Origin of the sequence: Pseudomonas izuensis (genome assembly GCF_009861505.1) — a bacterium.
In the GTDB taxonomy this organism is placed as follows: domain Bacteria; phylum Pseudomonadota; class Gammaproteobacteria; order Pseudomonadales; family Pseudomonadaceae; genus Aquipseudomonas; species Aquipseudomonas izuensis.
The window spans coordinates 21,460-45,754 of the sequence record NZ_WTFT01000049.1 but is presented as its reverse complement, the minus strand read 5'-3'; the positions used below and the strand labels follow the sequence as shown (position 1 = coordinate 45,754).

At 58.0% G+C, this 24,295-nt stretch carries 24 protein-coding genes and 1 pseudogene; 6 read left to right on the top strand and 19 right to left on the bottom strand.

Annotation, left to right across the window (positions count from 1 at the left end):
* Positions 1-9: 9 nt before the first annotated feature.
* From GPL81_RS28855 to GPL81_RS28845, 3 genes are all read right to left on the bottom strand, one after another.
* Entirely contained in the window at positions 10-1,065 is a 1,056-nt protein-coding gene (locus GPL81_RS28855; protein WP_160109489.1) for a Rieske 2Fe-2S domain-containing protein, read from the bottom strand.
* Between the two features lie 372 nt (positions 1,066-1,437).
* Positions 1,438-2,379 (bottom strand): alpha/beta hydrolase, encoded by a 942-nt coding sequence (locus GPL81_RS28850; RefSeq protein ID WP_160109488.1) that lies wholly within the window; start codon positions 2,377-2,379, stop codon positions 1,438-1,440.
* Between the two features lie 26 nt (positions 2,380-2,405).
* Complete coding sequence (locus GPL81_RS28845; protein ID WP_160109487.1) at positions 2,406-3,602, bottom strand: MFS transporter; 1,197 nt, start codon at positions 3,600-3,602, stop codon at positions 2,406-2,408.
* A gap of 206 nt (positions 3,603-3,808) precedes the next feature.
* Between GPL81_RS28845 and GPL81_RS28840 the strand changes: the two genes are divergently transcribed.
* The gene (locus tag GPL81_RS28840; protein WP_160109486.1) at positions 3,809-4,711 is read left to right on the top strand and encodes a LysR family transcriptional regulator; all 903 of its coding nucleotides are present in this window, start codon (positions 3,809-3,811) and stop codon (positions 4,709-4,711) included.
* Positions 4,712-4,941: 230 nt separating this feature from the next.
* Here the strand turns inward: GPL81_RS28840 and GPL81_RS28835 are convergent, their stop codons facing one another.
* Together GPL81_RS28835 and betI are read right to left on the bottom strand one after the other, a co-directional pair.
* Positions 4,942-6,366 (bottom strand): amidase, encoded by a 1,425-nt coding sequence (locus GPL81_RS28835; RefSeq protein ID WP_160109485.1) that lies wholly within the window; start codon positions 6,364-6,366, stop codon positions 4,942-4,944.
* A gap of 2 nt (positions 6,367-6,368) precedes the next feature.
* A complete protein-coding gene (gene betI / locus GPL81_RS28830) occupies positions 6,369-6,959 on the bottom strand; it encodes a transcriptional regulator BetI (protein WP_160109484.1) in 591 nt (196 codons plus the stop codon).
* An 87-nt stretch (positions 6,960-7,046) separates the two neighbouring features.
* Here betI and choX point away from each other — a divergent pair, with 87 nt between their 5' ends.
* Positions 7,047-7,988, top strand: coding sequence for a choline ABC transporter substrate-binding protein (gene choX, locus GPL81_RS28825; protein ID WP_160109483.1), 942 nt, complete (start codon positions 7,047-7,049; stop codon positions 7,986-7,988).
* 178 nt (positions 7,989-8,166) lie between these two features.
* Here the strand turns inward: choX and GPL81_RS28820 are convergent, their stop codons facing one another.
* Positions 8,167-8,370, bottom strand: coding sequence for a hypothetical protein (locus tag GPL81_RS28820; protein WP_160109482.1), 204 nt, complete (start codon positions 8,368-8,370; stop codon positions 8,167-8,169).
* Here GPL81_RS28820 and GPL81_RS28815 point away from each other — a divergent pair.
* On the top strand, positions 8,369-8,710 hold the full coding sequence (locus GPL81_RS28815) for a DUF190 domain-containing protein (protein ID WP_160109481.1): 342 nt from the start codon (positions 8,369-8,371) through the stop codon (positions 8,708-8,710). The two genes, GPL81_RS28820 and GPL81_RS28815, sit on opposite strands and share 2 nt — an antisense overlap.
* A gap of 22 nt (positions 8,711-8,732) precedes the next feature.
* On the opposite strand, the gene GPL81_RS28810 is transcribed toward GPL81_RS28815, so the two are convergent.
* From GPL81_RS28810 to GPL81_RS28780, 7 genes are all read right to left on the bottom strand, one after another.
* Positions 8,733-9,521 carry an SDR family oxidoreductase gene (locus GPL81_RS28810; RefSeq protein ID WP_160109480.1) on the bottom strand — a complete coding sequence of 263 codons (789 nt, stop codon included), beginning with the start codon at positions 9,519-9,521 and terminating at the stop codon, positions 8,733-8,735.
* Positions 9,522-9,567: 46 nt separating this feature from the next.
* Complete coding sequence (locus tag GPL81_RS28805) at positions 9,568-11,115, bottom strand: amino acid ABC transporter permease/ATP-binding protein (protein WP_160109479.1); 1,548 nt, start codon at positions 11,113-11,115, stop codon at positions 9,568-9,570.
* Positions 11,116-11,179: 64 nt separating this feature from the next.
* Positions 11,180-11,974: an ABC transporter substrate-binding protein gene (locus GPL81_RS28800; protein WP_096510588.1), complete on the bottom strand. Its 795-nt coding sequence runs from the start codon at positions 11,972-11,974 to the stop codon at positions 11,180-11,182.
* A 46-nt stretch (positions 11,975-12,020) separates the two neighbouring features.
* Positions 12,021-13,091, bottom strand: a complete 1,071-nt coding sequence (locus GPL81_RS28795) for an isopenicillin N synthase family dioxygenase (RefSeq protein WP_160109478.1) — start codon at positions 13,089-13,091, stop codon at positions 12,021-12,023.
* A 14-nt stretch (positions 13,092-13,105) separates the two neighbouring features.
* Positions 13,106-13,957 carry a sugar phosphate isomerase/epimerase family protein gene (locus tag GPL81_RS28790; protein ID WP_160109477.1) on the bottom strand — a complete coding sequence of 284 codons (852 nt, stop codon included), beginning with the start codon at positions 13,955-13,957 and terminating at the stop codon, positions 13,106-13,108.
* A 414-nt stretch (positions 13,958-14,371) separates the two neighbouring features.
* The gene (locus GPL81_RS28785) at positions 14,372-14,926 is read right to left on the bottom strand and encodes a YdeI/OmpD-associated family protein (RefSeq protein ID WP_160109476.1); all 555 of its coding nucleotides are present in this window, start codon (positions 14,924-14,926) and stop codon (positions 14,372-14,374) included.
* Between the two features lie 89 nt (positions 14,927-15,015).
* On the bottom strand, positions 15,016-16,149 hold the full coding sequence (locus tag GPL81_RS28780; RefSeq protein ID WP_160109475.1) for a pyridoxal-phosphate-dependent aminotransferase family protein: 1,134 nt from the start codon (positions 16,147-16,149) through the stop codon (positions 15,016-15,018).
* Between the two features lie 368 nt (positions 16,150-16,517).
* On the opposite strand from GPL81_RS28780, the gene GPL81_RS28775 reads away from it, so the two are divergent.
* Complete coding sequence (locus tag GPL81_RS28775) at positions 16,518-17,087, top strand: lipid-binding SYLF domain-containing protein (protein ID WP_160109474.1); 570 nt, start codon at positions 16,518-16,520, stop codon at positions 17,085-17,087.
* 85 nt (positions 17,088-17,172) lie between these two features.
* Here the strand turns inward: GPL81_RS28775 and GPL81_RS28770 are convergent, their stop codons facing one another.
* Both GPL81_RS28770 and GPL81_RS28765 read right to left on the bottom strand, forming a co-directional pair.
* Positions 17,173-18,129 carry an alkaline phosphatase family protein gene (locus tag GPL81_RS28770; protein WP_160109473.1) on the bottom strand — a complete coding sequence of 319 codons (957 nt, stop codon included), beginning with the start codon at positions 18,127-18,129 and terminating at the stop codon, positions 17,173-17,175.
* Positions 18,130-18,178: 49 nt separating this feature from the next.
* Positions 18,179-19,123: a DMT family transporter gene (locus tag GPL81_RS28765; RefSeq protein WP_160109540.1), complete on the bottom strand. Its 945-nt coding sequence runs from the start codon at positions 19,121-19,123 to the stop codon at positions 18,179-18,181.
* Between the two features lie 90 nt (positions 19,124-19,213).
* Between GPL81_RS28765 and GPL81_RS28760 the strand changes: the two genes are divergently transcribed.
* Positions 19,214-20,149 carry a LysR substrate-binding domain-containing protein gene (locus GPL81_RS28760; RefSeq protein ID WP_160109472.1) on the top strand — a complete coding sequence of 312 codons (936 nt, stop codon included), beginning with the start codon at positions 19,214-19,216 and terminating at the stop codon, positions 20,147-20,149.
* A gap of 146 nt (positions 20,150-20,295) precedes the next feature.
* Complete coding sequence (locus tag GPL81_RS28755) at positions 20,296-21,126, top strand: type 1 glutamine amidotransferase domain-containing protein (protein ID WP_160109471.1); 831 nt, start codon at positions 20,296-20,298, stop codon at positions 21,124-21,126.
* A gap of 138 nt (positions 21,127-21,264) precedes the next feature.
* Here the strand turns inward: GPL81_RS28755 and GPL81_RS28750 are convergent, their stop codons facing one another.
* From GPL81_RS28750 to GPL81_RS28735, 4 genes and pseudogenes are all read right to left on the bottom strand, one after another.
* On the bottom strand, positions 21,265-21,843 hold the full coding sequence (locus GPL81_RS28750; RefSeq protein ID WP_096510598.1) for a DUF4337 domain-containing protein: 579 nt from the start codon (positions 21,841-21,843) through the stop codon (positions 21,265-21,267).
* Positions 21,844-21,918: 75 nt separating this feature from the next.
* Entirely contained in the window at positions 21,919-23,277 is a 1,359-nt protein-coding gene (chrA, locus tag GPL81_RS28745) for a chromate efflux transporter (protein WP_160109470.1), read from the bottom strand.
* A pseudogene (locus tag GPL81_RS28740) lies at positions 23,270-23,392 on the bottom strand (chromate resistance protein ChrB domain-containing protein); the annotation flags it as partial. The pseudogene GPL81_RS28740 and the gene chrA, both read right to left, overlap by 8 nt.
* A 185-nt stretch (positions 23,393-23,577) precedes the next feature.
* Positions 23,578-24,273: a TetR/AcrR family transcriptional regulator gene (locus tag GPL81_RS28735; protein WP_160109539.1), complete on the bottom strand. Its 696-nt coding sequence runs from the start codon at positions 24,271-24,273 to the stop codon at positions 23,578-23,580.
* Between the last annotated feature and the right edge of the window lie 22 nt (positions 24,274-24,295).

The window sequence follows — 24,295 nt, the reverse complement described above, 5'->3', positions numbered from 1 at the left end:
GTCAGGTCATCAGCTGGTGAAGGCACGGCCCAGGCCGAGCGCCCTCAAGGCGCGGCGATAGGCGGTGGAGGAGCGATCGGCGGGAATATGGATTTCCAGCGAAAGGTCCAGCGGCAAGTCTTCCGGGCGGCACAGTTCGACGATGTCGCGGTCTTCTTCGAACACCTGCTGGTTGAAGGCGTACACGTCATCCAGCGGCATCTCCTTGTCGAAGTTGCGCGTAATAGCGCAGAACATGCGTGTCTTGCGCGCCGAGATCGGGCTGGCCGCGTTCAGAATCACCAGGCGGTGTTCCGGATCGGGAAAGTTGACGGTCAACCGGGCGGTGAACGGCGCAAAGACATCGAAGGTGCGGCTCCAGAGAAAGCCTTCCGGGGCGCGGTGCTGCATGCTCTTGGGGAAATTGCTGACGCTACTGATGTATTCGGCGTGCAACCCGTACGGCGTGACTTCGGCCTTGTAGGTGGGCACCACCGGATTGTCGCGTTCGGCAAAGGCTTCGTGGTGAATCCAGGCGAAGTGGGCGACGTCGATAAAGCCCTCCACCTGGCGGCCGGCCGAGGCGGCGATGTCAATCGAGGGCGGAAGGATGCGCTGGAAGTGGTCGTCATGCCAGGACGGCATTTGCGCGAAGGGCGCACTGGTGCCAGACATCAATACCCAGATCATCCCGTAGTCTTCGCGGGTCGAGTATATCTGGATGCGATGGCGCTCGGTGAGATTGGCATTGGGCTCCGATGGAATGCGCGTACAGCGGCCATCGGTGCCGAAGTGCAACCCGTGATAGGGGCAAATGATGTTCTCGCCCTGAACCCAGCCCTTGCTCAGTGGCGCACCACGATGACTGCAGATATCGCGGGCGGCATTCAATTTGCCGCCTGCACGGTAGAGCACGACGGGCTCGTCCAGCAGGGTGACGGCATACGGCTTGTCGGTCACGTCCGCTGAAAAAGCGACGGGGTGCCAGTGCTGGCTGAGGATCTCGCGATCTTGTGCGGTGAAGGTGCTGGTTTTGGTGATCGGGTTCCAGGTAACAGACTGGCAGGCGATGGCGGCCGTGGACATTTCAGTTCTCCTTGACATGGGAGTGACACCGGGGAAGTACGCAGCCCATGCTAGAGAACCGGGCCAACCTCGCCCATGTCGTGAAGAACATGTTCGTTATGTGAAATTCCTTATGTAGGCTTTTACGTGGCAAGCCATGGCACGCCGGGTGATGGCTGCGCGCTTGCACGGACTTGCCCACCCATTTGCATTCGACCTAACCAGCCATTTGCATCGGATTTGATCAGCAAAATTTGTGGTAATGACCGGCAGAGAACGATCCATCTCGGACGCTCGACCGATTTGAAACGGATGATCCATTTGCACCCACAAACGGACGCCCACACGCGCTAAATCTTTTCCCACAAGTCGAACCAAGCTCCGGAAAGGGCTTCAGGCCCCGTCATTTTTTTTGGCAGAAGTCCCGGCGTGCCGGTGGAGGAACTCGACCTCCGTGCGCAACACGTCAGCAAATCCTGCCCCACCTTCGTAGACGTCGTAGTGACCACCGGCGCTGCGGAACAATTCAGCCCGTGGTGCCCTGCGTGCGACCTCAAGCGCGGCAGGCACCGGCGCGATGGCGTCTGCCTGCGGGACGACCAGCAGGAAGGGAACACGCACTGAAGCGGCGCGGCGCACGGGGCGGCGCCACGAGAAGCTCAGCAGAGACCGCGCGGCCACGCGGTCGTGCCATGGTGTCCCATCCTTCGGGGTCATGAGCCTCTCCCCGAACAGGCCGTCAGGCGTGGCACCAATGGACAGATCTCCGGGTTTCCCGTGACCTGCAATGTAGATCGGCTGGCGGCCGAACAGGGAGCCGAAAAGATCGAGCAACGCCAGCCCGAAGAGGCGAATTCCGATCTTGGGTGGGGCCATCAACGCCGCGGCCAAGCCGTCGGTGAGTGGGGCCTGAGCGATCGCTCCAGCCACACGAGTGTCACAGGCAGCCAGTTCGACGACATGCATGCCGGCAAACGAAGTGCCCCAAACAATGACCTGGCGTGGGTCGATGTAAGGCTGCGCAACGGCCCAGCCGATGACGGTGCTGTAGTCCGCACGTTGACGCGGGACGGAGAGTACTTCGCGTGGTTGTCCACCGGAGCCTCCAAAATTGCGGTAGTCGAAGGCGATGGCGACGAATCCCTCCTCGCGAAAGCGCTCGGCGAACGGGGACAGTCCTCCTGCCTTGATGGCGCCGATGCCGTGGGCCATCACCACGACAGGGTGGGGGCCACTGCCTGCAGGCAGGTAGACCCACGCTTCGATCGCGTCGCCCGACGCCGTCGGAATCTGTACGGTGATGCGCGTGGGGGCAGGATTGTTGGGGGTTGTCATGGTCATTACCTTCCAGTCATCAGAGTTCAGTGGCCAACGCCACTGACGGCGCGGTACTCGACACCGCCGCTACGCGCCAGTTGCACGAGCAGCACTACGAGGCCCAAGGCCGAAATCAAGGCACCCGCGAGGCCGGTGTACGTAACGCCCAGCGTGCCGAGCGTCGTACCGCCCACCAGCGAGCCCAGCGCGATACCGGAGTTGAACCCGGCGATGTTCAGTCCGGCGGCCACACTGTGGGCGTGCGGTGCATGCTGTTCGGCAATGCCGATCAGGCGGGCTTGCAGGGCCGGCACCGCGGCGAAGGTGAACATGCCCAACAGTGCGACCAGGATGCCCATCGCGACCGCTGATGAGGCGAATCCCCACATGCCCAAGGTGATGATCGCAATGCCGGCGATCAAGGCTACGCTCGCCCGGTTTACCCCGAGTCGGTCGCTCAGTTTGCCGCCGATCACGTTGCCGATCGCGGCAAGCACGCCATAGACGAGCATGAAGATGCCGACGGTGTGGCTGCTGACGTGCGTCACCTCAGTGAGCAGCGGGGCGATGTAGGTATAGGCCGTGAACGAGCCGGCATAGCCCAGGACCGTCACGAGGGCGGCGAATAGCAGGACCGGGTTGAAGATTGCCTTCAAGGCCTGGCCCACGGAGTCGGATTCACGGCTCTGCGCCTTTGGCGGTTCCTTCATGCCCAGCAACAAGCCGAGGAAGCCCAATGCACCGAATGCCCCGATCGCGCCGAGCACCGGGCGCCAAGAGATCACGCCCCCCAGGTAAGTGCTGACCGGCACGCCGACTGCCATGGCGATGGTGAAGCCACCGAACACGACGGCCACCGCGCTACCAGCCTTCTTCGGGCCCGCGAGGCGCGCCGCCGTGCTGGAGGCAACCGCCAGGAACAGACCGTGGCCCATGCCTGCGACAAAGCGCGCGATCAGCAGGGTAGACAGATTCGTCGCAATGGCCGCGGCCAGGCTACCGACGGTGAAGACCAGAACGGTCGTCAGCATGACGCGCTTGCGCGACCAACCTGCAGTCAAAGCCGTCAAGACCGGGGCGGCTAAGGTTGCGCCCAGTGCATAGGTAGTCACGGCGCTGCCGACCTGTTCGATATCGATATTCAGGTTGTGCGCCATGACGTCGGTCAGACCGATGGGAACGAACTCCGCAAGGCCGAGGGCGAAGGCACTGAGCGTGAAGATGTAAACGACAAATGGCATGAGGGATCTCTCGACCGTAATGTAGGCGGCGTGATGCCGCGACTGGCACGAATCGTAGAGGTCCCCCAGGAATTGAAAAAATTACTATTTCTTCCCCATTGGATAAATTTTTTTATCGCTCGACCAGGCACTACCCGCGTCGTACCCTGCCGTTATCACACGGATCCCTGTCGCGAGGGTGTCGCGGGCTGCGACACGATGACTTCATGAGCCATCTGGACCATCTTCGGACCTTCATCGAGGCCTATCGGCTGCAGTCGTTCACCCGGGCGGCGGAGGCGTTGAGCATGACGCAACCTGCGGCGTCCCAGCACATCCAGGCATTGGAGGCATTTGTCGGCAAGCCCCTGTTCGTGCGGCGTGCCCGAGGCGTCACGGCGACGGAGGCGGCCGATGAGTTGGCACGTGCGATCGGACCAATGCTCGACGGCCTGGAAATGCGACTGGCCTCATACCGCCTTGGCAGCGAGGGGGGCGGCACCCTACATATCGCCGGACCCTCCGATTTCATCTATGCGAAGCTCGCAGCGGGGCTGGCGCCATTGATGGCCCAAGGCTTCAGGATCCGCGTGCATACCGGCAACCGGGAGCGTATCTACAACCTTCTCAATGCCTCTACCGCCGACCTGGCAATCACCGCCTCCATGCCGGATGAACATTCGCACGGATTCGCCAGGCTGCTTACCGAGCGTTTTCTCCTCGTGCTGGCGCCGCAGATTGCCAGCCAGCTCGGCAAACACCCGACTGCGGAGCGGCTGGCGAGTCTCCCGCTCATCGCCTATGACGAGGACTTGCCATTGATCCGGCCGGTCTGGGCAGCCATGTTCCAGTTCGCGCCGACGCTGCAGGCGGCGCTGACCATCCCCGATCTTCGCATCGTCCAGGATCTGGTCATCAAGGGGCAGGGGTGGAGCGTGCTGCCCGACTACCAGTGCGCCGAAGCACTGGAGTCAGGACGACTGGTTTCGCTCACCCCTGGAAAAGACGCGCCTACCAACAACCTGTACCTGGTGTGGAACAAAGCCTCGATGCGCAATCCGCGCATCGTTCATGCGCGCGATTTCATCCTTGGGCTTTTCAGCTCGAGCGCCAGTTTGCACTCCTCCTGACGGGGCGCTGTCGAGTTAGCCGTTCGACCCTGGCGATCCGCAGCCGACGGTCATCTGTCCTGCTAACTAAGTCGGCCAGGTGGGTAGTGACTGTTTTTCGGCCCGGAGAGGCGGTTTGAATAAGTACGTAACGGTAATGGCGAACGGCGGCAATTGGCCGATTACAGCCTGTCGCGAAGGGCCGTAGTCGACCCATAGCTGCCCCTCGTGAAGGACAGCTATATGCGAGATCAAACCTTTGAAAATAGACTCGTCGCTAGTGAGCTTTTTTCAATTTCACTTGCGAGTCTGAGAACAGTCTCCTCATCACCAAACTTTCCAACAATTTGCATCCCAATTGGAAGGCCATTCTCCATGATCCCTACGGGAATGCTTATGGCCGGCTGGCCAGTCAAGTTGAAAACTTCGGTGAAAGGAGAAAATGCGTAAGCGTTTTTGTACCACTCGTCCAAATGCCTTTCCCCCGTGGTTACAAAGCCACCTATCAACGGTGGAGCAAGCGCTACGGTAGGCGTGATAAGGACATCTATGCCTGTGAAGCTATCCGCCATGTCACGACTGACTTTGTTCTGCGTGGCACGGGCATGGTGAACATCCAGTGCCGTTCTCCGGCGCGAGCATTTGTAAAACTCATACGTGATCCATTCAACATCCTTATCAGAGATCGGAAACCCACGAGTTCGCGCCTGGTGTTCCATCAACGCCTCTATTTCCATCTGCCAGAATAGTGCAGCAGCTGCACCGGCGTTGTTCATGTCTGGCCATTTGAACGGCCGTAATTCATGGCCGTCCTTACTCAAGAAATCAACGGCGTTCAAAATGGCTGTGTGAATGGCATTATCGATACTCGAACCATCTGGACGGTAGCAGGCGAAAGCGATCTTCAATCGTGGTGATTTTGCTTTCAGGGATTCCAGCCATGAGGCCGGTGCAGGAGGGGCGGCATAGGGTGCACCCGGTTCATAGCCTGACAGGACGTCCAGCAGCAATGCGGTATCACGAACAGTCCTGGTCAGTACATGCTCGCAATCGAGGCCTCCAACAAACTCACCGACATGAGGGCCCACAGGATTGCGTCCCCTGCTTGGCTTCAGCCCAACCACGCCACAAACGGAAGCTGGAACCCTGATGGACCCACCGCAGTCGGTGCCATGCGCGACAGGTACCATTCCCGCGCCTACTGCACTCGCCGAGCCACCACTTGATCCGCCAGAAGCGTACTGCGGATTTCTCGGGTTCCGACATGGGCCTTGCCATTCAGGCTCTGTGACAAAGTCCCCTGCGAACTCGGGCGTTTTGGTTTTCCCGAGAATAATTGCCCCGGCTTTGCGCAATCGACGCACAAATTCACTGTCGATCTGCGCCGGTGCGGCGTCCTCGTATAAACGAGACCCGTGCCGGGTTGCAAAACCTGCTACATCAATGTTGGTGTCCTTTATCAGGATGGGTACACCCGAGAGTGGTCCAGTCTTGGGATCTAGCGCCACTCGTTGCGCGCCTTCGATATCGATTGCAACGACCGCACCCAGGGTTGGGTCCTGAGTTTCAATTTCTCTGGCTGCGAGGTTCACCAGTTCCAATGGAGAGACTTTTCCGGACTGCAACCATTGAACAAGGCCAACGGCATCAAGACTTTTATACTCTTCAGGTGTCATTACTACGCCTCCAGATCATAACCAAGCACGTTGTTGAGAAATTCGTAAGCCAAGCGACGCGAATCATCAATCGTGTCTGGGCTGCAATCGACCGCAGCCCTCAGCCATAAACCGTCGATGAAAATCGCGATCATCTGCGCTTTGGTGTGGGCTGCTGTCTTATCCATGGTCTTTGACAAGGCATAAAAAAGTAATGAGTGGCTTCGCCGCGCGACGACGTTTTGTATCCGCTGCAATTTCGCGGACTGAGGTACCTGGGCCCAGAAAGCCAGCCAGGCCGCGACGTTTTCTTTTGTCAGATTCAAGGCACTGACGTTTCCGTCTACAAACGCAAGAACACGCCCCGCAGGCGTTGTGGACGTTCGCAGGCGCGCAAAAATTTCGGCATTTATGCGTTTGTTCAGCTCTCTCAAGGTGGCTTCAAGCAAAGCATTCTTGTCTGAAAAATAATGGTGGACGATGCCGTTGGCCAACCCGGCGCGGGCGCTGACCTGGGCCATGCTCGTACCTGCCATGCCCTGCTCACCAATAAGGGTGAGCGTCGCTTCGACGAGCTGCTTTTTTCTGATTTCTTGCATTCCGACCTTTGGCATGTAGGTGCTCTTTTTTTCATTGGACGATGAATGAAAAAAAGTTATCACTAGGTTCTCCAAAAAACAAGAGAACCAAGGGGATCCAATATGAAAAGCAGTGCTATCGGTTGTGCCGTGCTGTTGATGACATTCCAGGGAATTGCCGGCGCAGCGGACTCTGCGGCATGCCGCACGCCTCAGTTCGCAGAGGTGGGATGGACCGACATCGCTTTGACCACTTCCTTGACCACAGCAGTACTGGAAGGACTGGGTTACGCCCCAAAAGTCATTACGTTGTCGACGGGTATTGCCTACAAGGCGATGGAGGGCAAGAGCATCGACGTGTTCCTGGGGACATGGGATCCGGCGTTGATCGAGGCGGCTCAGCCCTACTACAACAACAAGTCTATTCAGACCGTGCGAGTGAACCTGACCGGCGCAAAATTTACCTTGGCGGTTCCGCGATACGTCTATGAGCAAGGTGTTAAAAGCTATGCCGACCTGGACACTTACAAAGAAAAATTTGGCGGGAAAATCTATGGGGTTGAGCCTGGCGGAAACAAACCGATCCAGAACCTTATCGCGGATAATGCATATAACCTGGGCAGCTGGAGCTTGGTTGAGTCAAGTGAGAAGGGCATGCTGACTCAGGTCGGCAGGCAAATAAGAAAGAACGATTGGATCGTGTTTCTGGGATGGGCGCCTCATCCAATGAACAAAAATATTGAGCTGGAATATTTGTCAGGTGGCGATAAGTATTACGGAGAGAATTACGGCGCATCGTCAGTGCGGACCGACGTGCGCGCGGGATATCTGGATGATTGCCCTAACGTGGGGAGATTGCTGAAGAATCTGGAGTTTTCTATAGATGCCGAAAACACCATGATGGACTACGTGATCAATGGCGGCCTCGCACCACGTGCTGCCGTGAAAAAGTGGCTGAGTGATCATCCCGAATGGCTTGAGAGAACGCTGGACAATGTTCAGACACTGGAAGGACAACCTGGGCTCACCGCAGTAAAGTCTCATATGGATGTAGCGTCTCAATAGGCATATCTCTACAAGTCAAATCTCTGCAGAACATAATAAGTGGAGAGTATTTTAGCGCCTGGTGCTCACTTGCTGGGCGCGTCCTTACAACATCTAGCCCCCCATTACCCGGCCAGAAATCATTTTACTTTGGAATCAAAAAATTTGACTGACCGCTCTTGGCTGTGGATTCAACCGGTCATTGCCACGAAGCATGCTGGTCAAATCCGATGCAATTGGTGGTCAGAGCGAATTCAAATGACTGGTCAGTCGAATGCAAACGGGTGGTCAAAAGGAGTGCAATTTCGCAATGGCGAAAAAAAGTTAAAGCAGCAACATCATTGCGTCTCTCTTTTGCACGCGCTTCAATGGATTGCCACACGCTAAAGAGGTGATCAGTCATGAAAGGTTTTCTGGTGATTTTCTTCACCCAGCAGAACCGTCGTCATCACGGAAAAATGCTCGGTGACTGGCTGGTTGATCTGGCCAAGGAAATGGGATTGCGCGGAGCCACCCTGGCAACCGGAATCGAAGGCTTCGGGCATTCCGGGAAACTGCATTCATCGCATTTTTTTGAGCTGGCTGATCAGCCAACCGAGGTTCGCCTGGTCATGACCGAAGAGGAATCCGTTCGGCTGTTCGAGCGACTTGAGGGCGAAGAGATCGCCTTGTTTTACACAAAGACACCCGTCGAATTCGGTGTCGCCGGCAAGCTCGCCGGCGGCCCGCCTCATCAGCCTTGATGACTGACGAGGCGGCTCGTTGTTATTGACTGGAACGAACGGCCCCGCCATCGATCAACAGGTTCTGCCCGGTCAGGTAGCCCGCATGGCTGCTGCAAACGAAGGCGCAAAGCGCCCCGAACTCCTCGGGTGAGCCGAAGCGTTTGGCCGGTATTTCGTGGCGGCATTCGCTGAGAAATGCCTCACTGTCCAGCCCCGACTCTTCGGCGGCCGCGACCAGGTTGTCGCGCAGTCGATCGGTGTCGAATGAGCCCGGTTGCAGGTTGTTGATCGTCACATTGCGACTGGCAATGCTGTCCTGCCGGGCAAGTCCTGCGATAAAACCGGTCAGGCCACTGCGCGCGCCATTGGACAGACCCAGGCTTTCGATAGGGGACTTCACGGCACTCGACGTGATGTTGATGATTCGGCCAAATCCGCGTGCCGCCATCCCGTCTACCGTTGCCTTGATCAACTCGATCGGGGTGAGCATGTTGGCATCCAGTGCCTTGAGCCAGGCATCGCGGTTCCATTCGCGGAAATCCCCGGGAGGAGGGCCACCGGCATTGTTGATCAGAATATCGAAATGCTCGTGGGCCTTGAGCGCTGCCGCCCGACCCTCGGGTGTCGAAATGTCGCCGGCCACGGCAATGACCGTCACTTCAGGATTGATCGCCCTGAGCTGACGGGCTGTTTCATTCAGCGTCTGTTCGCCCCGTGCAGTAATCACCACGTTCACGCCTTCGCTGACCAGCGCCTGTGCGCAGGCTTTACCCAGGCCTTTGCTGGCGGCGCACACCAGCGCCCAGCGTCCTGCTATTCCAAGATTCATGCGTGTTTTCCTGAAAGATCGAAGCTCAAAGAAAGGGATCGCCGATTCATGCGTGATCCACCGTTGCCGACAGGTTTGGCGATCGGGCAGCGATGCCCATGAAGCGCCGCACTCGCTCGCCTTCGGCATCGCACAGTATGGTTTCAGGTGCAGCATCCAGTTGGATAATACCGTTCTCCATGAACACGACCCGGTCGGATATCGACATGGCAAAGTCCATTTCGTGGGTCACGATCAGCATGGTCATGCCTTCCTTGGCCAGGTCGCGGATCACGTTCAGCACGTCGTTGACCAGTTCCGGATCGAGGGCCGAGGTCGGCTCGTCGAACAGCATGACCTGCGGCTCCATCGCCAGGGCCCGGGCGATCGCCACGCGCTGTTGCTGGCCACCGGAGAGCTGGTGCGGGTACTTGTGGGCATGGGCCAGCAGACCGACCTTGTCCAGCAGCGCGTAGGCGCGGTGTTCACTCAGTTCGCCCGGCTGGCCATGGTAACGCGGTGCCAGCGTGACGTTGTCGAGAATGGTGCGGTGCGGGAACAGGTTGAAGTTCTGGAACACCATGCCGATGTGCCGCACACCTTTGCGCAGGCGGGAGCTGTCGGGTTTGTCCGATGCTTCGATGAATGTTTCGCCGAACAATTGAATGTCGCCCGTGTCGATGCTTTCCAGGCCATTGACCGTACGGATCAACGAGGTTTTACCGGAGCCGGATGGCCCGATGATCGAGACCACCTGGCCGTATTCGACATTCAGGTCGATGCCCAGCAGCACCTTGTGTGTGCCATAGCTCTTCTGGATGTTCTTGAGTTGCAGGATGGGCGTCGTGTTATTGCCGGCGGCTTTGCGTGCATTGTCGGGCAAGGCTTCGGCGCTGGCCTTGAATTTGGCGATGGTGGCCGCGTCGAGTGTGTGCGGCTTGCGGAAGTTCAGGTCCAGATAACGCTCCAGACGCTGCAGGAAAAAGCCGAACACGGTGACGATCAACACGTAGTAGACGCCTACCGCCGCCAGGGTTTCCATCACCAGGAAGTTGGTGGCATAGAGGCGCTGGCCGACGGTGAGGATTTCGGTCAGGGAGATGACCGAGACCAGCGATGTCAGCTTGACCACCGTGATGTATTCATTGATCAGGGTGGGCAGCGAAATACGGAAAGCCTGGGGGATGATGATCAAGCGTTGCATGCCGAACAGGCCGACACCCAGCGCGCGCGCGGCTTCCTTCTGGCCCTTGGCCACGGAGATCAGGCCGCCACGATGGATTTCCGCCATGTACGCCGCTTCGGTGACCACCAGGGCCAGCAAGCCGGAGTAGAAGGGGTTCGACAGAATCGGTCCGCTACCGGGAAACAATTGCGGCAAGTTGTAGACGAAGACCACCAGCACCAGTAACGGGATGCTGCGGAAGAACCAGATGTAGACCGCTGCGGGAATGCGCAGCAAGGGCGAGTGGGACAGCTTGGCCGTGGCCAGGACAAAACCCAGCAGCATGCCGATGAACCAGGCCAGGGCACTGAGCTGGATCACCGTGACGCAGGCGTGCCAGAAGTCTGGCAGGGAGAACAGCGAGAGAAAGTACGACCAATCGAATTGCATAGGGCACCTCCATCTGCCGCACCGTTGCAGGGGCGGCAGATGACCAGACTACAAGGGCAGGTTCTTAGTGGGCGGTCGGCTCTTCCAGGCCATATTTCTTAAGGATAGCGGCGTATTCACCGCTCTTTTTCGCTTCCTCGAAGGCTTTCTGCACGGCCTGGAAGGTTTCGTCGTTACCTTTCTTGACGAAAATGCCCAGGGTTTGCTGATAAATCGGGTGCTCGGTGGTGATCACCACCCGGCCATTGGTCTTTTCCGCGATCATTTTTGCGGCGCCGGCGATTTCAACCTGGGCCTGAATGTTCTTGGACAACAGGGCCTGGGTCACTTCGGGAGCCGAAGGGTACTCGCTGACGGTGATGGCGCCTTTGTTGTTCGGCACGCAGTATTCATCGGACAGCTTGCGGAATTCCTTGACCCAGGTCGTGCCCTGTTCCAGGCCCAGTTTCAAGCCGCACAGGTCTTCAGGTTTTTTTGCATTGATCTCGCTGCCCTGGGGCACCATGACGGCTGCGCCCGTGTTGGCATAAGCGATGGTCTGAGCCTGGGTCTGGCGCTCCGGCGTGATGTACATGCCGGAAATGACTGCGTCGTACTTGCCGGAGTTCAGGCCCAGGATCAGGCTTGGGAACTTGGTGTCGACGAACTCCACCTTGGCGTTCATGTGCTTGGCCAGTGCTGTTGCCAGTTCGGGGTCCGAACCCACCACGTTCTTGTCCTTGTCATAGGACTCGAAAGGCGGGTAGGTGATTTCCATACCGACCTTGAACGTGCCTGCCGCGGCCATGCTTGCCGAAGCAGCGAGCATGCCGGCTGCCAATACAGCCAAGCTCAACAGGTTTTTTTTATTGTTTTTCATTATTTACTGACTCCGGCGTAGGTAAGGGTGTAGCTGAAAACTTCAATCAGGACGGTTGAGCCTGGTTTTTCAAATGTCCGAAACTGGCGGGCTTGCGTGCCTTGCCTGGCAGTTGAACGTCCCCGTTGGCCACTCTCTGGCGCAGATACTGATAAGTCTGCAACGCCTGGCCATACATGTGTTCGCCGATCGTGATTTCTTCGTAGTCGTTGCCTGCCTGCGCGAACCCGGGCAGCGGTTTGATCTGGGTGTGATAGTCGCAGGCATAAAACAGCGGGAAGGAATAACGCTCCTCCTTCACGCTGCGCACCCGGTGCGCAGTGGCAACGAATGCGCCGGCGGTCATCACTTCCAGCATGTCGCCGATGTTGACCACAAAAGCATCGGCAATCGGTGGTGCATCGATCCATTGGCCAAGGTTGTTCATCACCTCAAGGCCTGGTTTGTCGGCCAGCAGGATGGTGAAGCACTCGTAATCAGTATGGGCGCCAAGTCCCGGTGCGTCATGGGCCGCACCGTCGTAGGGGTAATGGATTAGGCGCAGCTTGGACGGTGGACGGGTGACCAGGCTGTCGAAATAGTTTTCGTCCAGGCCCAGGGTCAGGGCAAAGCCGCCGAACAGGCGCCGGCCCAGGGCGAAGATCGCTTCATAGTAGGCCTGCACCGATGCTTTGAAACCTGCCAGCTGCGGCCAGTCATTGGGCCCCAGCAAGGGAGTGTTGGCCAGCACCAGCGGGTCATCGGCCGGAACTTCGAAGCCGACGTCGAAGGCTTCCTTGTGGTCTGGCTTGCCTTTGGAATAGACCTCTTCGCCTTCGGGTACAAAGCCCTTGTGGGTTTGCGAGGTGCCGATGTAGTGCTGCATCTTGGTGTCGAAGGGCTGGTCGAAAAAGTCCTTGGCCGCCTTGCGCAAGTTGGCAATCAGTTGCGGGTCGATACCGTGATCGGTGATGTAGAGGAACCCGACCTCGCTGGCGGCGCGCCCCAATTGTTCGGCCACGGCCAGGCGGTGTTCCAGTTCAAAGCTGAACAGGCCGGCGATGTTGACTACCGGAATGCTGTTGAAGTTGGCTTTGTGTGGGTCAGTGCTGACGCTGTTATTTTTATTGTCTGGCATGACGCATCGGCTCCCTAAGGATGGCGTGAGTGGTGGAAACGCTCGAAGTGTTCGCGCTCGGTCTGGCCCATCCACACGTTCAATGACCACAGGTCGGCGACCGGGACATTGGTGAAGGGCAAATGATGCAGGTAGCCGTCGGCGCCGAATTCCGGGGTCAGGGTGCTGACCTGATAACCGCGGGCTTGCTGCGAGCGCCAGATGCTTTCCCAGTGCTGCTGGTGGAAAGCCAGTTCTTTGGCATATTCAGGCGCCGCGGGGTGCGGAACCTGCGGCCCCTGGTCGTAACCGACACGGGCCTGGATATGGTGAACCCGTTCGACGAAAGCGCTCAGGTCATCGGCCGGGTCATTCAACAGACGCTCGCAGGTCACGACCCAATGGCTGATGTCACTGGTGAACAACAGATCGGGCAGTTGCCGGATCAATTCCAAGGTCACCCAGGGGTTGAACAGCGAACGCGAGCGATGGGTTTCGAAACTGCAGACCTGGCCGTGCTTGCGCGCCAGATCCAGCGCCTGGCCAAAGAACTCCACTTGTTGTGGCAAGGACCAGCGATCATTGCCCGCCAGCACGTTGACGAAACGTGGGCCGAGTTCGGCGGCCCAGGCGAGTTTGCGGTCCAGGTCATCGAGGTGGATGGCAGGCGTTGCCGACTGCTCCGGCAGCACATCGTAGGCGGTGAAGACGGTGCTGATATAGCCCAGGCGATTGGCCTTGAGAAAGGCACCAAACTCCGCTCGTTCGCGGGCGTCCAGTGGCAGGCGTGCTTCCATGCCATCAAAGCCCGCTTGCAGCAACTCCTCGAGCGCCTGAGCCTTGCTGGCGGTGTAACCCCACAGCGTGCGAAAAATTTCCAGCTTCATCGGTGATCCTCAAAAATCCCAGGGCCTACTGCAAAAGCATGTCGACGGCACCCAGCTGACAAGCGATCAATGGTCAGCGGCAGCAAGGGACTCTGGATCCGGATTTCTGCGCCATCTGATCCCACTGAGCGATACCGAAGCGGGTTCGCTGTGGGGCCGATGTTAATCACAGGTTGCGCGGCGAAAGAATCTGAAAGTTCAAATGAATACTTCAGACTTTCATTAACAAATAGCTAGCTACTTATTTAGCTTGCAAGGCGGGATTTTATGGGCGAGTGCGTGTCTACGTTGGGTATTAGCGGGAGGTGCCAGTGTTACGGCATCATTTTGAAGAGTCCCAAGCGACACCGGATTGCTGAGGGCGCCGTTTTGGAGGGGAGCGCATTGTCAGGTGTTTCCAACGGAATGTTCCATTTAATAATTTTCTGCCTCGGGCGCACGGAAGGCCTTACTGTAATAGCCGGACTGGTCGAAACAGCAAACCTGCTTCTTGCCGGTTGCAAGCATTTCGCAGGCATCACCAATTCGCTTTTCGCGCGTCTTGAGTTGCTTGGCTGAAGTAATCCAGTGGATCCAGTCTACTCTCGCGATGGTCGTTGTATTGTTCCAGACTTTACGAGCCTCGGGAGTGGCTGCCAGTGCTTCCTCAAAATCTGCCGGAATGTCAGGCTCGGGTTCCTTCTTCACAGGGGTTAGCTCGAGTGTGACGATATCCCCGACGGCCACACCTGCGGCGTCGAGTAACTCGCTACTGACCTTCAGCCAATGGCTCAACTGACCATCGGGCTCAAGGGTTGCCTGGAAAGGGTGCCCATTGATTGTGCCTTCAACGGTCGTCCTTCCTCGCCTCGGAAGCGGTTCACTCGCGTCTCTTGGCAGTACTGCGAACGCCCATGACGTATCATCGCCGGGCTTTGCCGGACGAAGAAGCTTTGCCTCGAATCGGGATTTCACATCGATTGCTGTCATAGCTACTCCTCCAACTCATACGCCTGACGACTTTCTGGCGACATCACTGTCGCGTTTGAATGCGACAGTGATGACGCCAGGATGAGCACTTAGTCAACCATCACCTCGTCCAGTGCCTGCTCGAGGGTGCTGACCGTGCGCTCGATATTGTGCAGCTTTTCGAGTCCGAACAGACCGATGCGGAAGGTCTGGAAGTCGGCCGGCTCGTCGCATTGCAACGGCACTCCGGCGGCGATCTGCAGGCCGTGGTCGGCAAATTTCTTGCCGCTCTTGATATCGGCATCATCGGTGTAGCTCACCACGACGCCAGGGGCCTGAAAGCCGGCTGCGGCCACGCTTTTGATGCCTTTGCCGGTCAACATTGCGCGCACCCGATCGCCCAGAGTCTGTTGTTCGTCGCGGACCTTGTCGAAACCGTAGGCTTGCGTCTCTTTCATCACTTCGTTAAACCGCGCAAGGGAATCGCTGGGCATGGTCGCATGGTAGGCATGTCCGCCCTGTTCGTAGGCCTGCATGATCTGAAGCCACTTTTTCAGGTCACAGGCAAAACTGCTGCTCTGCGTCTTCTCGATGCGCTCGAGGGCCAACGAGCTGAACATCACCAGGGCGCAGCAAGGGGAGGCGCTCCAGCCTTTCTGCGGTGCGCTGATCAGCAGGTCGACTGCGCATTTGTGCATATCAACCCAAATCGTGCCCGAGGCGATGCAGTCCAGCACGAACAGACCACCCACCGCATGCACGGCGTCGCCGACGGCCCGCAGGTACTCGTCGGGCAGGATAATCCCGGATGAGGTTTCAACGTGGGGGGCGAACACAATCTGCGGCCTCGAAGCCGCAATGACTGCCAGCACTTCGTCCAGAGGGGGTGGGGCGTAGGCAGCCTGGCGACCCGTGTCGACCGGTCGGGCTTTGAGCACAGTGGTGGCCGCCGGGATGTTGCCCATCTCAAGGATCTGGCTCCAGCGATAACTGAACCAGCCGTTGCGTATCACCAGGCATTGCTGGTCGGTGGCAAACTGTCGCGCCACCGCTTCCATGCCGAATGTGCCGCTGCCCGGGACCACCGCAACAGCCTGGGCGTTGTAGACCTGTTTCAGGGTCCTGGAAATGTTCTTCATCACGCCTTGAAACGACTGCGACATGTGGTTGAGCGAGCGGTCGGTGTAGACCACTGAGTACTCGACCAGCCCCTCGGGATCGATACCGGGATATAGCTTTGACATGGGTGACTCCTTTGGCAGAGATGTCAGTGGTATCGACCCTGCCCTAAGCCTTGGCAAATGACAAGAATGCTCGGGATGGAATGGCGACTTCTTTGTAGGAGCGAGCTTGCTCGCGATGGTCGTCAACGATAATGCGGGAGTCCTGATGCCCCTTGGCGTTGTCGAGTTCATCGCGAGCAAGCTCGCTCCTACATACAGGCCTGGTTGCTGCGAACATCTGCATAGCATTTGACCAATCACGTATCAGGATTAAAGTCTATTGTCTGTGAGTGGCGACGCAATAAAGGTCAGCCCCGTCAGTCTTTGACCCGCAGCGACTGTCATCACTCAGGCTCCTCAACGGCAGGTGCAGAAACGGAGTATTTCTCATGATCAAATACCTTCCAATGATGGCAATGATTTCAATCCTCGCAATCACTGCGGGCTGCCAAATGGATCAATCAACTTCCGCCTCTGGCACAAAGGCTGCGGACGCTACGATGGACCAGGAAGCGAAAGCAGCGTTACAGAGCTTGTACACCAGTACACCGAAATCGCGTGCCCTCGCGCAGAAAGCCAAGGGTATCCTCGTTTTTCCGGACGTGGTGAAAGCGGGGTTCATCGCCGGCGCTCACCATGGCGAAGGCGAATTGATCGAGAACGGCAAAGTCACGGGGTACTACTCGACTACAGCAGCCTCATACGGCCTTCAGGCAGGCGTACAGAGATTTGGGTACGCGATGTTCTTCATGAGTGATTCTGCGCTGCAAGATCTGAAAACTGGCAATGGGTTTGAGGTCGGCGTGGGCCCAAGCATCGTGGTCGAAGATGCAGGCGCGGCCAAGTCGCTGACTACTTCAACGATTCAGTCTGATATCTATGCGTTCATTTTTGATCAAAAGGGCTTAATGGCTGGGGTGGGATTGCAGGGTTCAAAGATTAGCAAGCTCAGTCGCTGAGACCGTCGGCTATGCACCGAGCTGATTTTTGGGAGGGTGTTGGTTCGGCAGAACGCCGGGGAGGGCTGGGCCAATTCTCCAACCCTCACTGGACGAAATCCAGCGAAGTCTGACCAATATCAACCAACTCGCTGATCTTCACGGCAGGATAGCCAGATGGCGATATCGCCAGCAGTGGCGCCCAGCGTTCAGCTTCTGAATAGCGGCCGTGCTTGTTGCCGATGCCCCCGTGATCGCTGATAAAAACGACCAGGCGCTGAGGCGTTGCACCCTGGGGGGAGGGGGATGCAAATGCCTTCTCCCAGAGGCGACGAATGCGGGCATCTGTTTCTCGCACGGCCGCAGCGTAGCCCGGATCAGACGGGTCGAAAGCACCGTGATGGCCCGCGTCGTCTACTGCATCGAGATGAATGAAAGCCAGATCGGGCTGGCATGTACGCCAGGTGGTCAATACTTCCTGTTCGACCGCTGTATCGTTTTTGCGCAAAAACGCCGCATGGTGTAACCCCGGCAAACCCTGCAAACGCCCCTCGACCAAATCGTACAGCGGCTTCCAGGAGGTAATGAGAAGGCTGCGGCTATCGGCCTTGCGGGTTTGCAGACGCTCAAACACGGTTTGGCTTTTGACGGGACCTGGGCTGTCGTTATCAACAATGCCATGTGCGCTTGCCCAACTTGCCGTGAGCACACTGATCCAACCAGGCGCGGAATAAGTCTGTTGCGTGCGGCCGTTGCTGACATCGACCTTCCCCCAAGCCAAACCCCTGGACTCGGCCAACTGGGACAGGAAAGGGGCCAGTGCCGGGTTGACCGCGTCGGTACGCAGGCCGTCGATGCCGATGATGACCACCTGTCGAACAGGCGCTAGCGGCGCCGCACGACATTGCCCTGCCTCCTCGCTACGTGAACAGCCAAGCAGGCTTATCGCGCATAGCGTCAGCAGCAGCTTGAGTCCCGAGGGCAGAGTGAAATTCTGAGTGTTAAAGGCCAATGCTGAATATCTCCAATGAAATCCAGGAAGTCCCATTTTGGGCATGTTCATTAAACAGCCTCCCGGCGGGTCAGCATCGGCTGGCATCGGCCAACAGCAGCTACGGCTCGGTATGGTTCACCGGCACCATTCGGTGACGCTTCGCCGCCCAGACCACCCCACCCACCAACAACACGATCGAGATCACTTCCATCATGCCAGGCACCCGCTGGCTGAACAGAAAACCGTACACGCAGGCAAACAGCGTTTCGAACACGATCATCTGGCCACTCAATGACGTGGCCATTCGACGCGAACAGGCATTCCACAGTCCATTGGCCACCCACGAGCCACAAAGTGCAAGGAACAGGCAGACCCACAGCAAAGCCATCCAGCGGCTGCTTTCTACCTGAGCGGGCACCAGGTTCGGAAACAGCATCAAGGCAGCGAAACCAAACACGACCGCTACGATGCCCGTCACGATACCCAATAGTGTCGACCATTCGCTGCTGTTGAAATGGCTTTGTTTGAGATAACGGGCATTGTGGGTGGCGTACCACGACCAGCAGACAACACCGCTGAACCCGCAGGCCAGGCCCAGCAACTGGGAAAAAACCGAGGTGCTGGCCGCCTGTGCGCCTGAGTGTTCCAGACTGACCGATACGATGCCCAGGAATACCAGCAACAGGGGCAGCTTAAGCTTTGTCAGGGGCAGGGACCCTGCGTCGCCACGCCCCAGAAAGGTAATGGCAACCGGCATCATGCCGTTGATCAGAGCGGCCGCCGTCACCCCGCTCAGTTGTACGGAAGCGCCCAACAGCGCGTAGTTCAGGACATTGCCGGTCAATGACAAACGCAGCAGCATCAAGGCGTCGCTGCGCGTCAATCGCGACAGCAGACGGGATGCAATCGGCAGCGCCACGAGGAGCGAGATCAGCCCGTACAGGGCAAATCGCACACTGCTGATCAGCACGGCATTGAATTCCGGCAGCAGCGAAGGGGCAAGAATCACCCCACCCCAGATGGCACCCGCCAATATCGCAAACACAATCCCACTGTTCATTATCTCGGCTCTGGCAGGCTGTTTAGCGGCATTCTAGCCATGGTATATAAGCGCCACCTGCGATAAATAGTTGGCCACCCATTCCCGTCAGGAATGTCGAGTCACAGTCACCAGCCCGGGAGAATCCTCATCAACCGTTACCTGCGTACCTTGCCGCCATTGGAGACCCTGATCACGTTTGAAGCCGTGGGACGACACGCCAGCTTCACGGGGGCAGCGGGCGAACTGTTTCTGACCCAGAGCGCCGTGAGCAAACAGATGCGCCAGCTTGAGGACTGCATGGGCGTTGCGCTTTTCGAGCGCAAACCACGGGGTGTCAAGTTGACCGGCGCAGGCGATGAGTTGCTGATGACCGTCAACGTGCTCCTGAACACGATGTACCAAAGCGTCACGCGCATTCGCAATGTCCATCAGTCCAACGCGGTCTCGGTACTGGCGACCCATGCCCTGGCCCAATTCTGGCTGTTCCCCAAGCTGATTGAATTCAACAAGGCGTACCCCGACATCGCCGTGCACGTTCACGCGATCAACGAGTTCGATGAAGCCAGCCTCAATGATTTCGACGTGGGCATTCTCTACGGTTCTGGCGAATGGCCTTCGCTGGACAGCGATTTCCTGCTCCCGGAAATCGTCTATGCGGTGGCTCATCCTTCACTGGATGTCGCGGGGATCAAGACGCTAGAGCAATTGGCGCAGGCCAACCTGGTGCAGATCGACACGTGCGCCTGGCAGTGCCTGGACTGGCATCAATGGTTCGGTCACTTCGGCATCGACTACGCCGCGCGGGACAAAGCCCCGGTCTTTAACCAGTTGACGTTGGCGTATCGCGCCGTTCAGCAAGGGATGGGCATCGGCCTGGCGTGGACGTTCATGGGGGATGAGGCGCTGGCCAAGGGAGAGTTGCAACGGGTTACGTCTTTCGAATGCGTGACAGGCAATGGAGAATTCCTTGTCTCGCTCAAGCACCGCAAGCGTTCTGCCGCTGCCGAGATTTTTCGGCAGTGGCTCCTGGGGGCGATGGGCGACTGACTTTCCATAGCTGCCGATCCGCACTGGCAGGCCAAGCCCAACTATTGATTACTCAATGTAATAAGTGAAATTCAATTCAGGGGCTCTATCGCTGTCTGCTCTAGTAATAAGATGGCCACATCAAACCATTCCTACTGGAGAATCGCGTGAAAAAAACCATTATTGCCGCCTTGCTGGCCGCTGCCGCCAACTATGCCAACGCCGGCACGGTATTGGTTGTACTGTCGGATCAGGCTCAACTGGACCTGAAAGACGGCAAGGTCATGCAAACAGGTTTCTTCCTGAACGAATTAATGCAACCGGTGCAGACCTTCATCGCGGCGGGTCAAACCGTCATATTTGCCACCCCTAGCGGCAAGGCGCCAACCGCGGACCAGAAATCCAATGATGTGAGCTTCTGGGGCGGCGATGAAAAGGCCCGTCAGGAAAGTCTCGCGCTGCTGGCCACGCTGAAGCTGACCTCGAAGAGCGACTCGCCGGCAATCAGCTTCGCGCAGGTTCAGAAAATCGGCTACGACAAGTTCGATGCTGTATTCGTGCCTGGCGGCCATATCCCGATGCAGGATCTGCTGAAGGACAAGCAACTGGGCCAACTGCTGACCAACTTCCATGAAAAAGGCAGGATCACCGGCTTCACCTGCCATGGCACCATCGCCATGTTGTCGGCGATCCCGGACGCGCACGGTTTTGTCTCCGCGCTGGAATCGGGCAAACAGCCGGCAGCGCCAGCCAATTGGATTTACAAGGGCTACAAAGTCACCGCCTTTACCGACGCTGAAGAGGAGCAGGCCAAAGGTTTCCTCGGCGGCGGCCATATGAAATTGTTCCCACAGGATGGCCTCACGGCAGCCGGTGCTCACTTCTCCGAAGCCAAGCCATGGAGCGAGAACGTGATCGAAGACCGCGAGGTCATTTCCGGCCAGAACCCACAGTCGGCCAAGGCAGTCGCCGTGGCCATGCTGGCGAAACTGAAGTAATCCTGGGCGGCCGTTCGGCGCAAGCCGGGTCGTAGGTTCTGCGGGTCGATCTGCTTTGGCTTGCCCTTGACAGGGAGAACGACCGATCGGCCAAAAGCAAGCACCAACATTCAAGGGGCGATCTTCTGATCGCCTCGCTTAGATATGCAACCAGGCCAGCGAACCCAACATGACGCCAACACCGGCGGCACCAAACGAGACCCGCTTGAGCCATTCCTTACGCGTCAGCAAGGTAATGGCTGCCAGCGAAATGGCTATTTGAATCGCCACCATCGCCTGGGCCCAGCGGTGATGCTGATGCAGCACCTGCTCTGACTTCTCGTCCCACTCGCGTGCCCCTTGTTCGAGTGCTTCAGCCTTCTTGCGCGCCTCCTCTTTCTGTTCACCGTACCGCCGCGCCTCGGAGGCATAGTGGGCCGAATCCAGCCCCGGGAGATGGCTCGCCAGGTCCGACAGGCTCTGCCGGCTGGACTTTGCCTGGTAGTAATTCCATTCGTTGGCGGCTTCAGTCTTCTGGATGGCGGCGTTGTTTTTGTCCATGGCCGCCTCATTCTCCGTTGAGCCGGCCTGGTAGCTCATCAGGGCGCCGACGGTCGCCATGATGGCCGTCATGACCGCAACCTTGCTGGCAAAGCCGTCGCCTTGTGCATGCGCATGATGGGTGGTGTGCTCAATATGTTGCTCGTGTGGGCTGGGGACTTCGAACTCTTCAGGCATGGATGTCGATCTTGGAGAAATGAGTAGTGGGCGGACAGTATGAATGGCCCGTGATTCTTTAGACACAAATGCTCTCTAGCGCAGTAGATGCACTGCCAGGCCCACGAGCGCACAGGCCAGCAACACCTGGATAACGCCCCGCTTGAAGCGAAACAGGGCAGTCGCGGCGGCAATCGCGATCAACGCTGAAGGCCAGTCGAGGCTGCCGCTGAAGCCCTTTGGCCAAAGCACGTGGTAGCCGAAGAAGCATGCCAGATTGAGAATCACGCCCACCACTGCGGCGGTAATGGCGGTCAGTGGCGCAGTGAATTTGAGTTCGTTGTGGGTCGACTCCACCAGTGGGCCACCCGCGAGGATGAACAGGAACGAAGGCAGGAAGGTGAACCATGTCACCAAGGAGGCAGCTACAGCCCCCGCCAGAAACACCTGATCAGCCCCGAATAATTGCGAGACATAGGCCCCGACAAAACCGACGAAGGCCACCACCATGATCAGTGGCCCGGGTGTGGTTTCGCCCAGCGCCAGGCCGTCGATCATCTGCGTCGGGGTTAGCCAGCCATAGTGACCGACCGCGCCTTGATAGACATACGGGAGCACAGCGTAGGCTCCACCAAAGGTCAGCAACGCCGCCTTGGTAAAGAACCAGCCCATCTGGGTCAAGGTGCCTTCCCAGCCAAAGAGGGCGGTCAAAATCCCCATTGGCAACGCCCACAGTGCGGCGCCGATCAGGGCCAGCATTGCCAGTTTTAACCAACTGAACCGGGCATGTACCGGGGACGGGGTGTCATCATCAATCAAGGCCGGACCGAAGGATTTTTTCGCAGCGCCATGGCCACCGGCTCTGAACTTCTCGGGCGCCAGGCGTCCGCCAACATAACCGATCAATGCGGCCCCCAGCACAATCAACGGGAACGGCACATTGAACGCGAAGATGGCGGTGAATGACGCCGCCGCTATCGCCCACAGCCAATTATTTTTCAAAGCCCGAGAGCCGATTCGATGGGCCGCCTGCACCACAATGGCCGTCACGGCGGGCTTGATCCCATAGAAGAGGCCGGCCACCACGGGTACTTCGCCGAAGGCGATATACATCCACGACAGGGCGATCAGGATGAACAATGAAGGCAGCACAAACAGCGCCCCCGCAATCACGCCACCCCAGGTTCGATGCATCAGCCAGCCGATGTAGGTCGCCAACTGCTGGGCCTCCGGCCCAGGTAGCAACATGCAGTAGTTGAGGGCATGCAGGAAGCGGCGCTCGGAGATCCAGCGCCGCCGTTCCACCAGCTCCTGGTGCATGATCGAAATTTGCCCTGCTGGCCCACCGAAGCTGATAAAGCCGAGTTTCAACCAAAACCAGAATGCCTCACGCAAACTGATTGCTTGCGGCCTCGACAGCTCTTCTTCAACCATGGGTGCCACAACCTTATTCATGGGGTTGTTCCTCTTTCACAAACCCGGCGAGCAGGCCATCGAAGATGGCGCTTGCAGCAGCCAGCAAGTGGTCGTCGTGGCGAATGGTTTCGCGTAGCCCTGCGAGCACACGCTCGCGACGGATTAGCCAGCGCAATGTAGCATTTACTACATAATAAATAGCGCTCTCTACATGAAAAACTGGCTAGCCCTGATTCTTGGATTACCCACCGCCAATGCCACCGAACGCGTCGATTGGAAAGCCACTTCATTTTCATTTGCACGCTGCTACGTGAAATCCGGCATTGATGAGGCGCCACCTCACGAGCGGTAGATGAATGGTTTTTCCTGGAATTCAGAGCCTGAGGCATGAGTCGCCTGCAACGCACCCTGAAGGGTGCTCATGACCATTTCATGCAGCAGCTTTCGGCGTGCCCCCTTGTTTGCCTGGGCCTCTCCCACCCAGGCCGGCAGTTGGTTGAGCAGGGAGACGATGCCGCTCAAGGTCGCGCGCCGGGTGATGCTCACCGGTGTACCGGTGAGTTGCTCTATCGTTGCCACCAGGTATTCCTCGTAGCGCCGGCGCAATTCCAGGATCAAGGCATGCTGTTCGCTGTTCAGACAATGGAGGTCGTACTCTGCCAGGCGAAAATGCGCGCCCATGCTCTCATGCAACAAGAGGTGCGCCTCAAGCAGACCGCGCAGTCGTACGGCGGGTGTGGATTTGCGACGGCTCACCAGACGGGCGCCATGTAGCAACTGTTCGTAAAGCTCCTCGATCAGTTCGAACAGCAGTGCCTCCTTGCTATCGATGTGGTTGTAAATGGAGCCGACCTTGATGCCCAGATAATCGGCCAGGTCGCGCATGCTGACCCGGCTGAAACCGCATCTGGCAAATAGCTCCAGCGCCTTGTGGCGGGTTTCCAGGTAGCGCGAGTGGTGCACTTGTTCGACAGACCCCGCCAAAAGAGCATTGGGGCTGACGCAATGGGGCGTGACTGGCTGCGAGGCCGGCATGGCATCAATACTCCGATCGTTG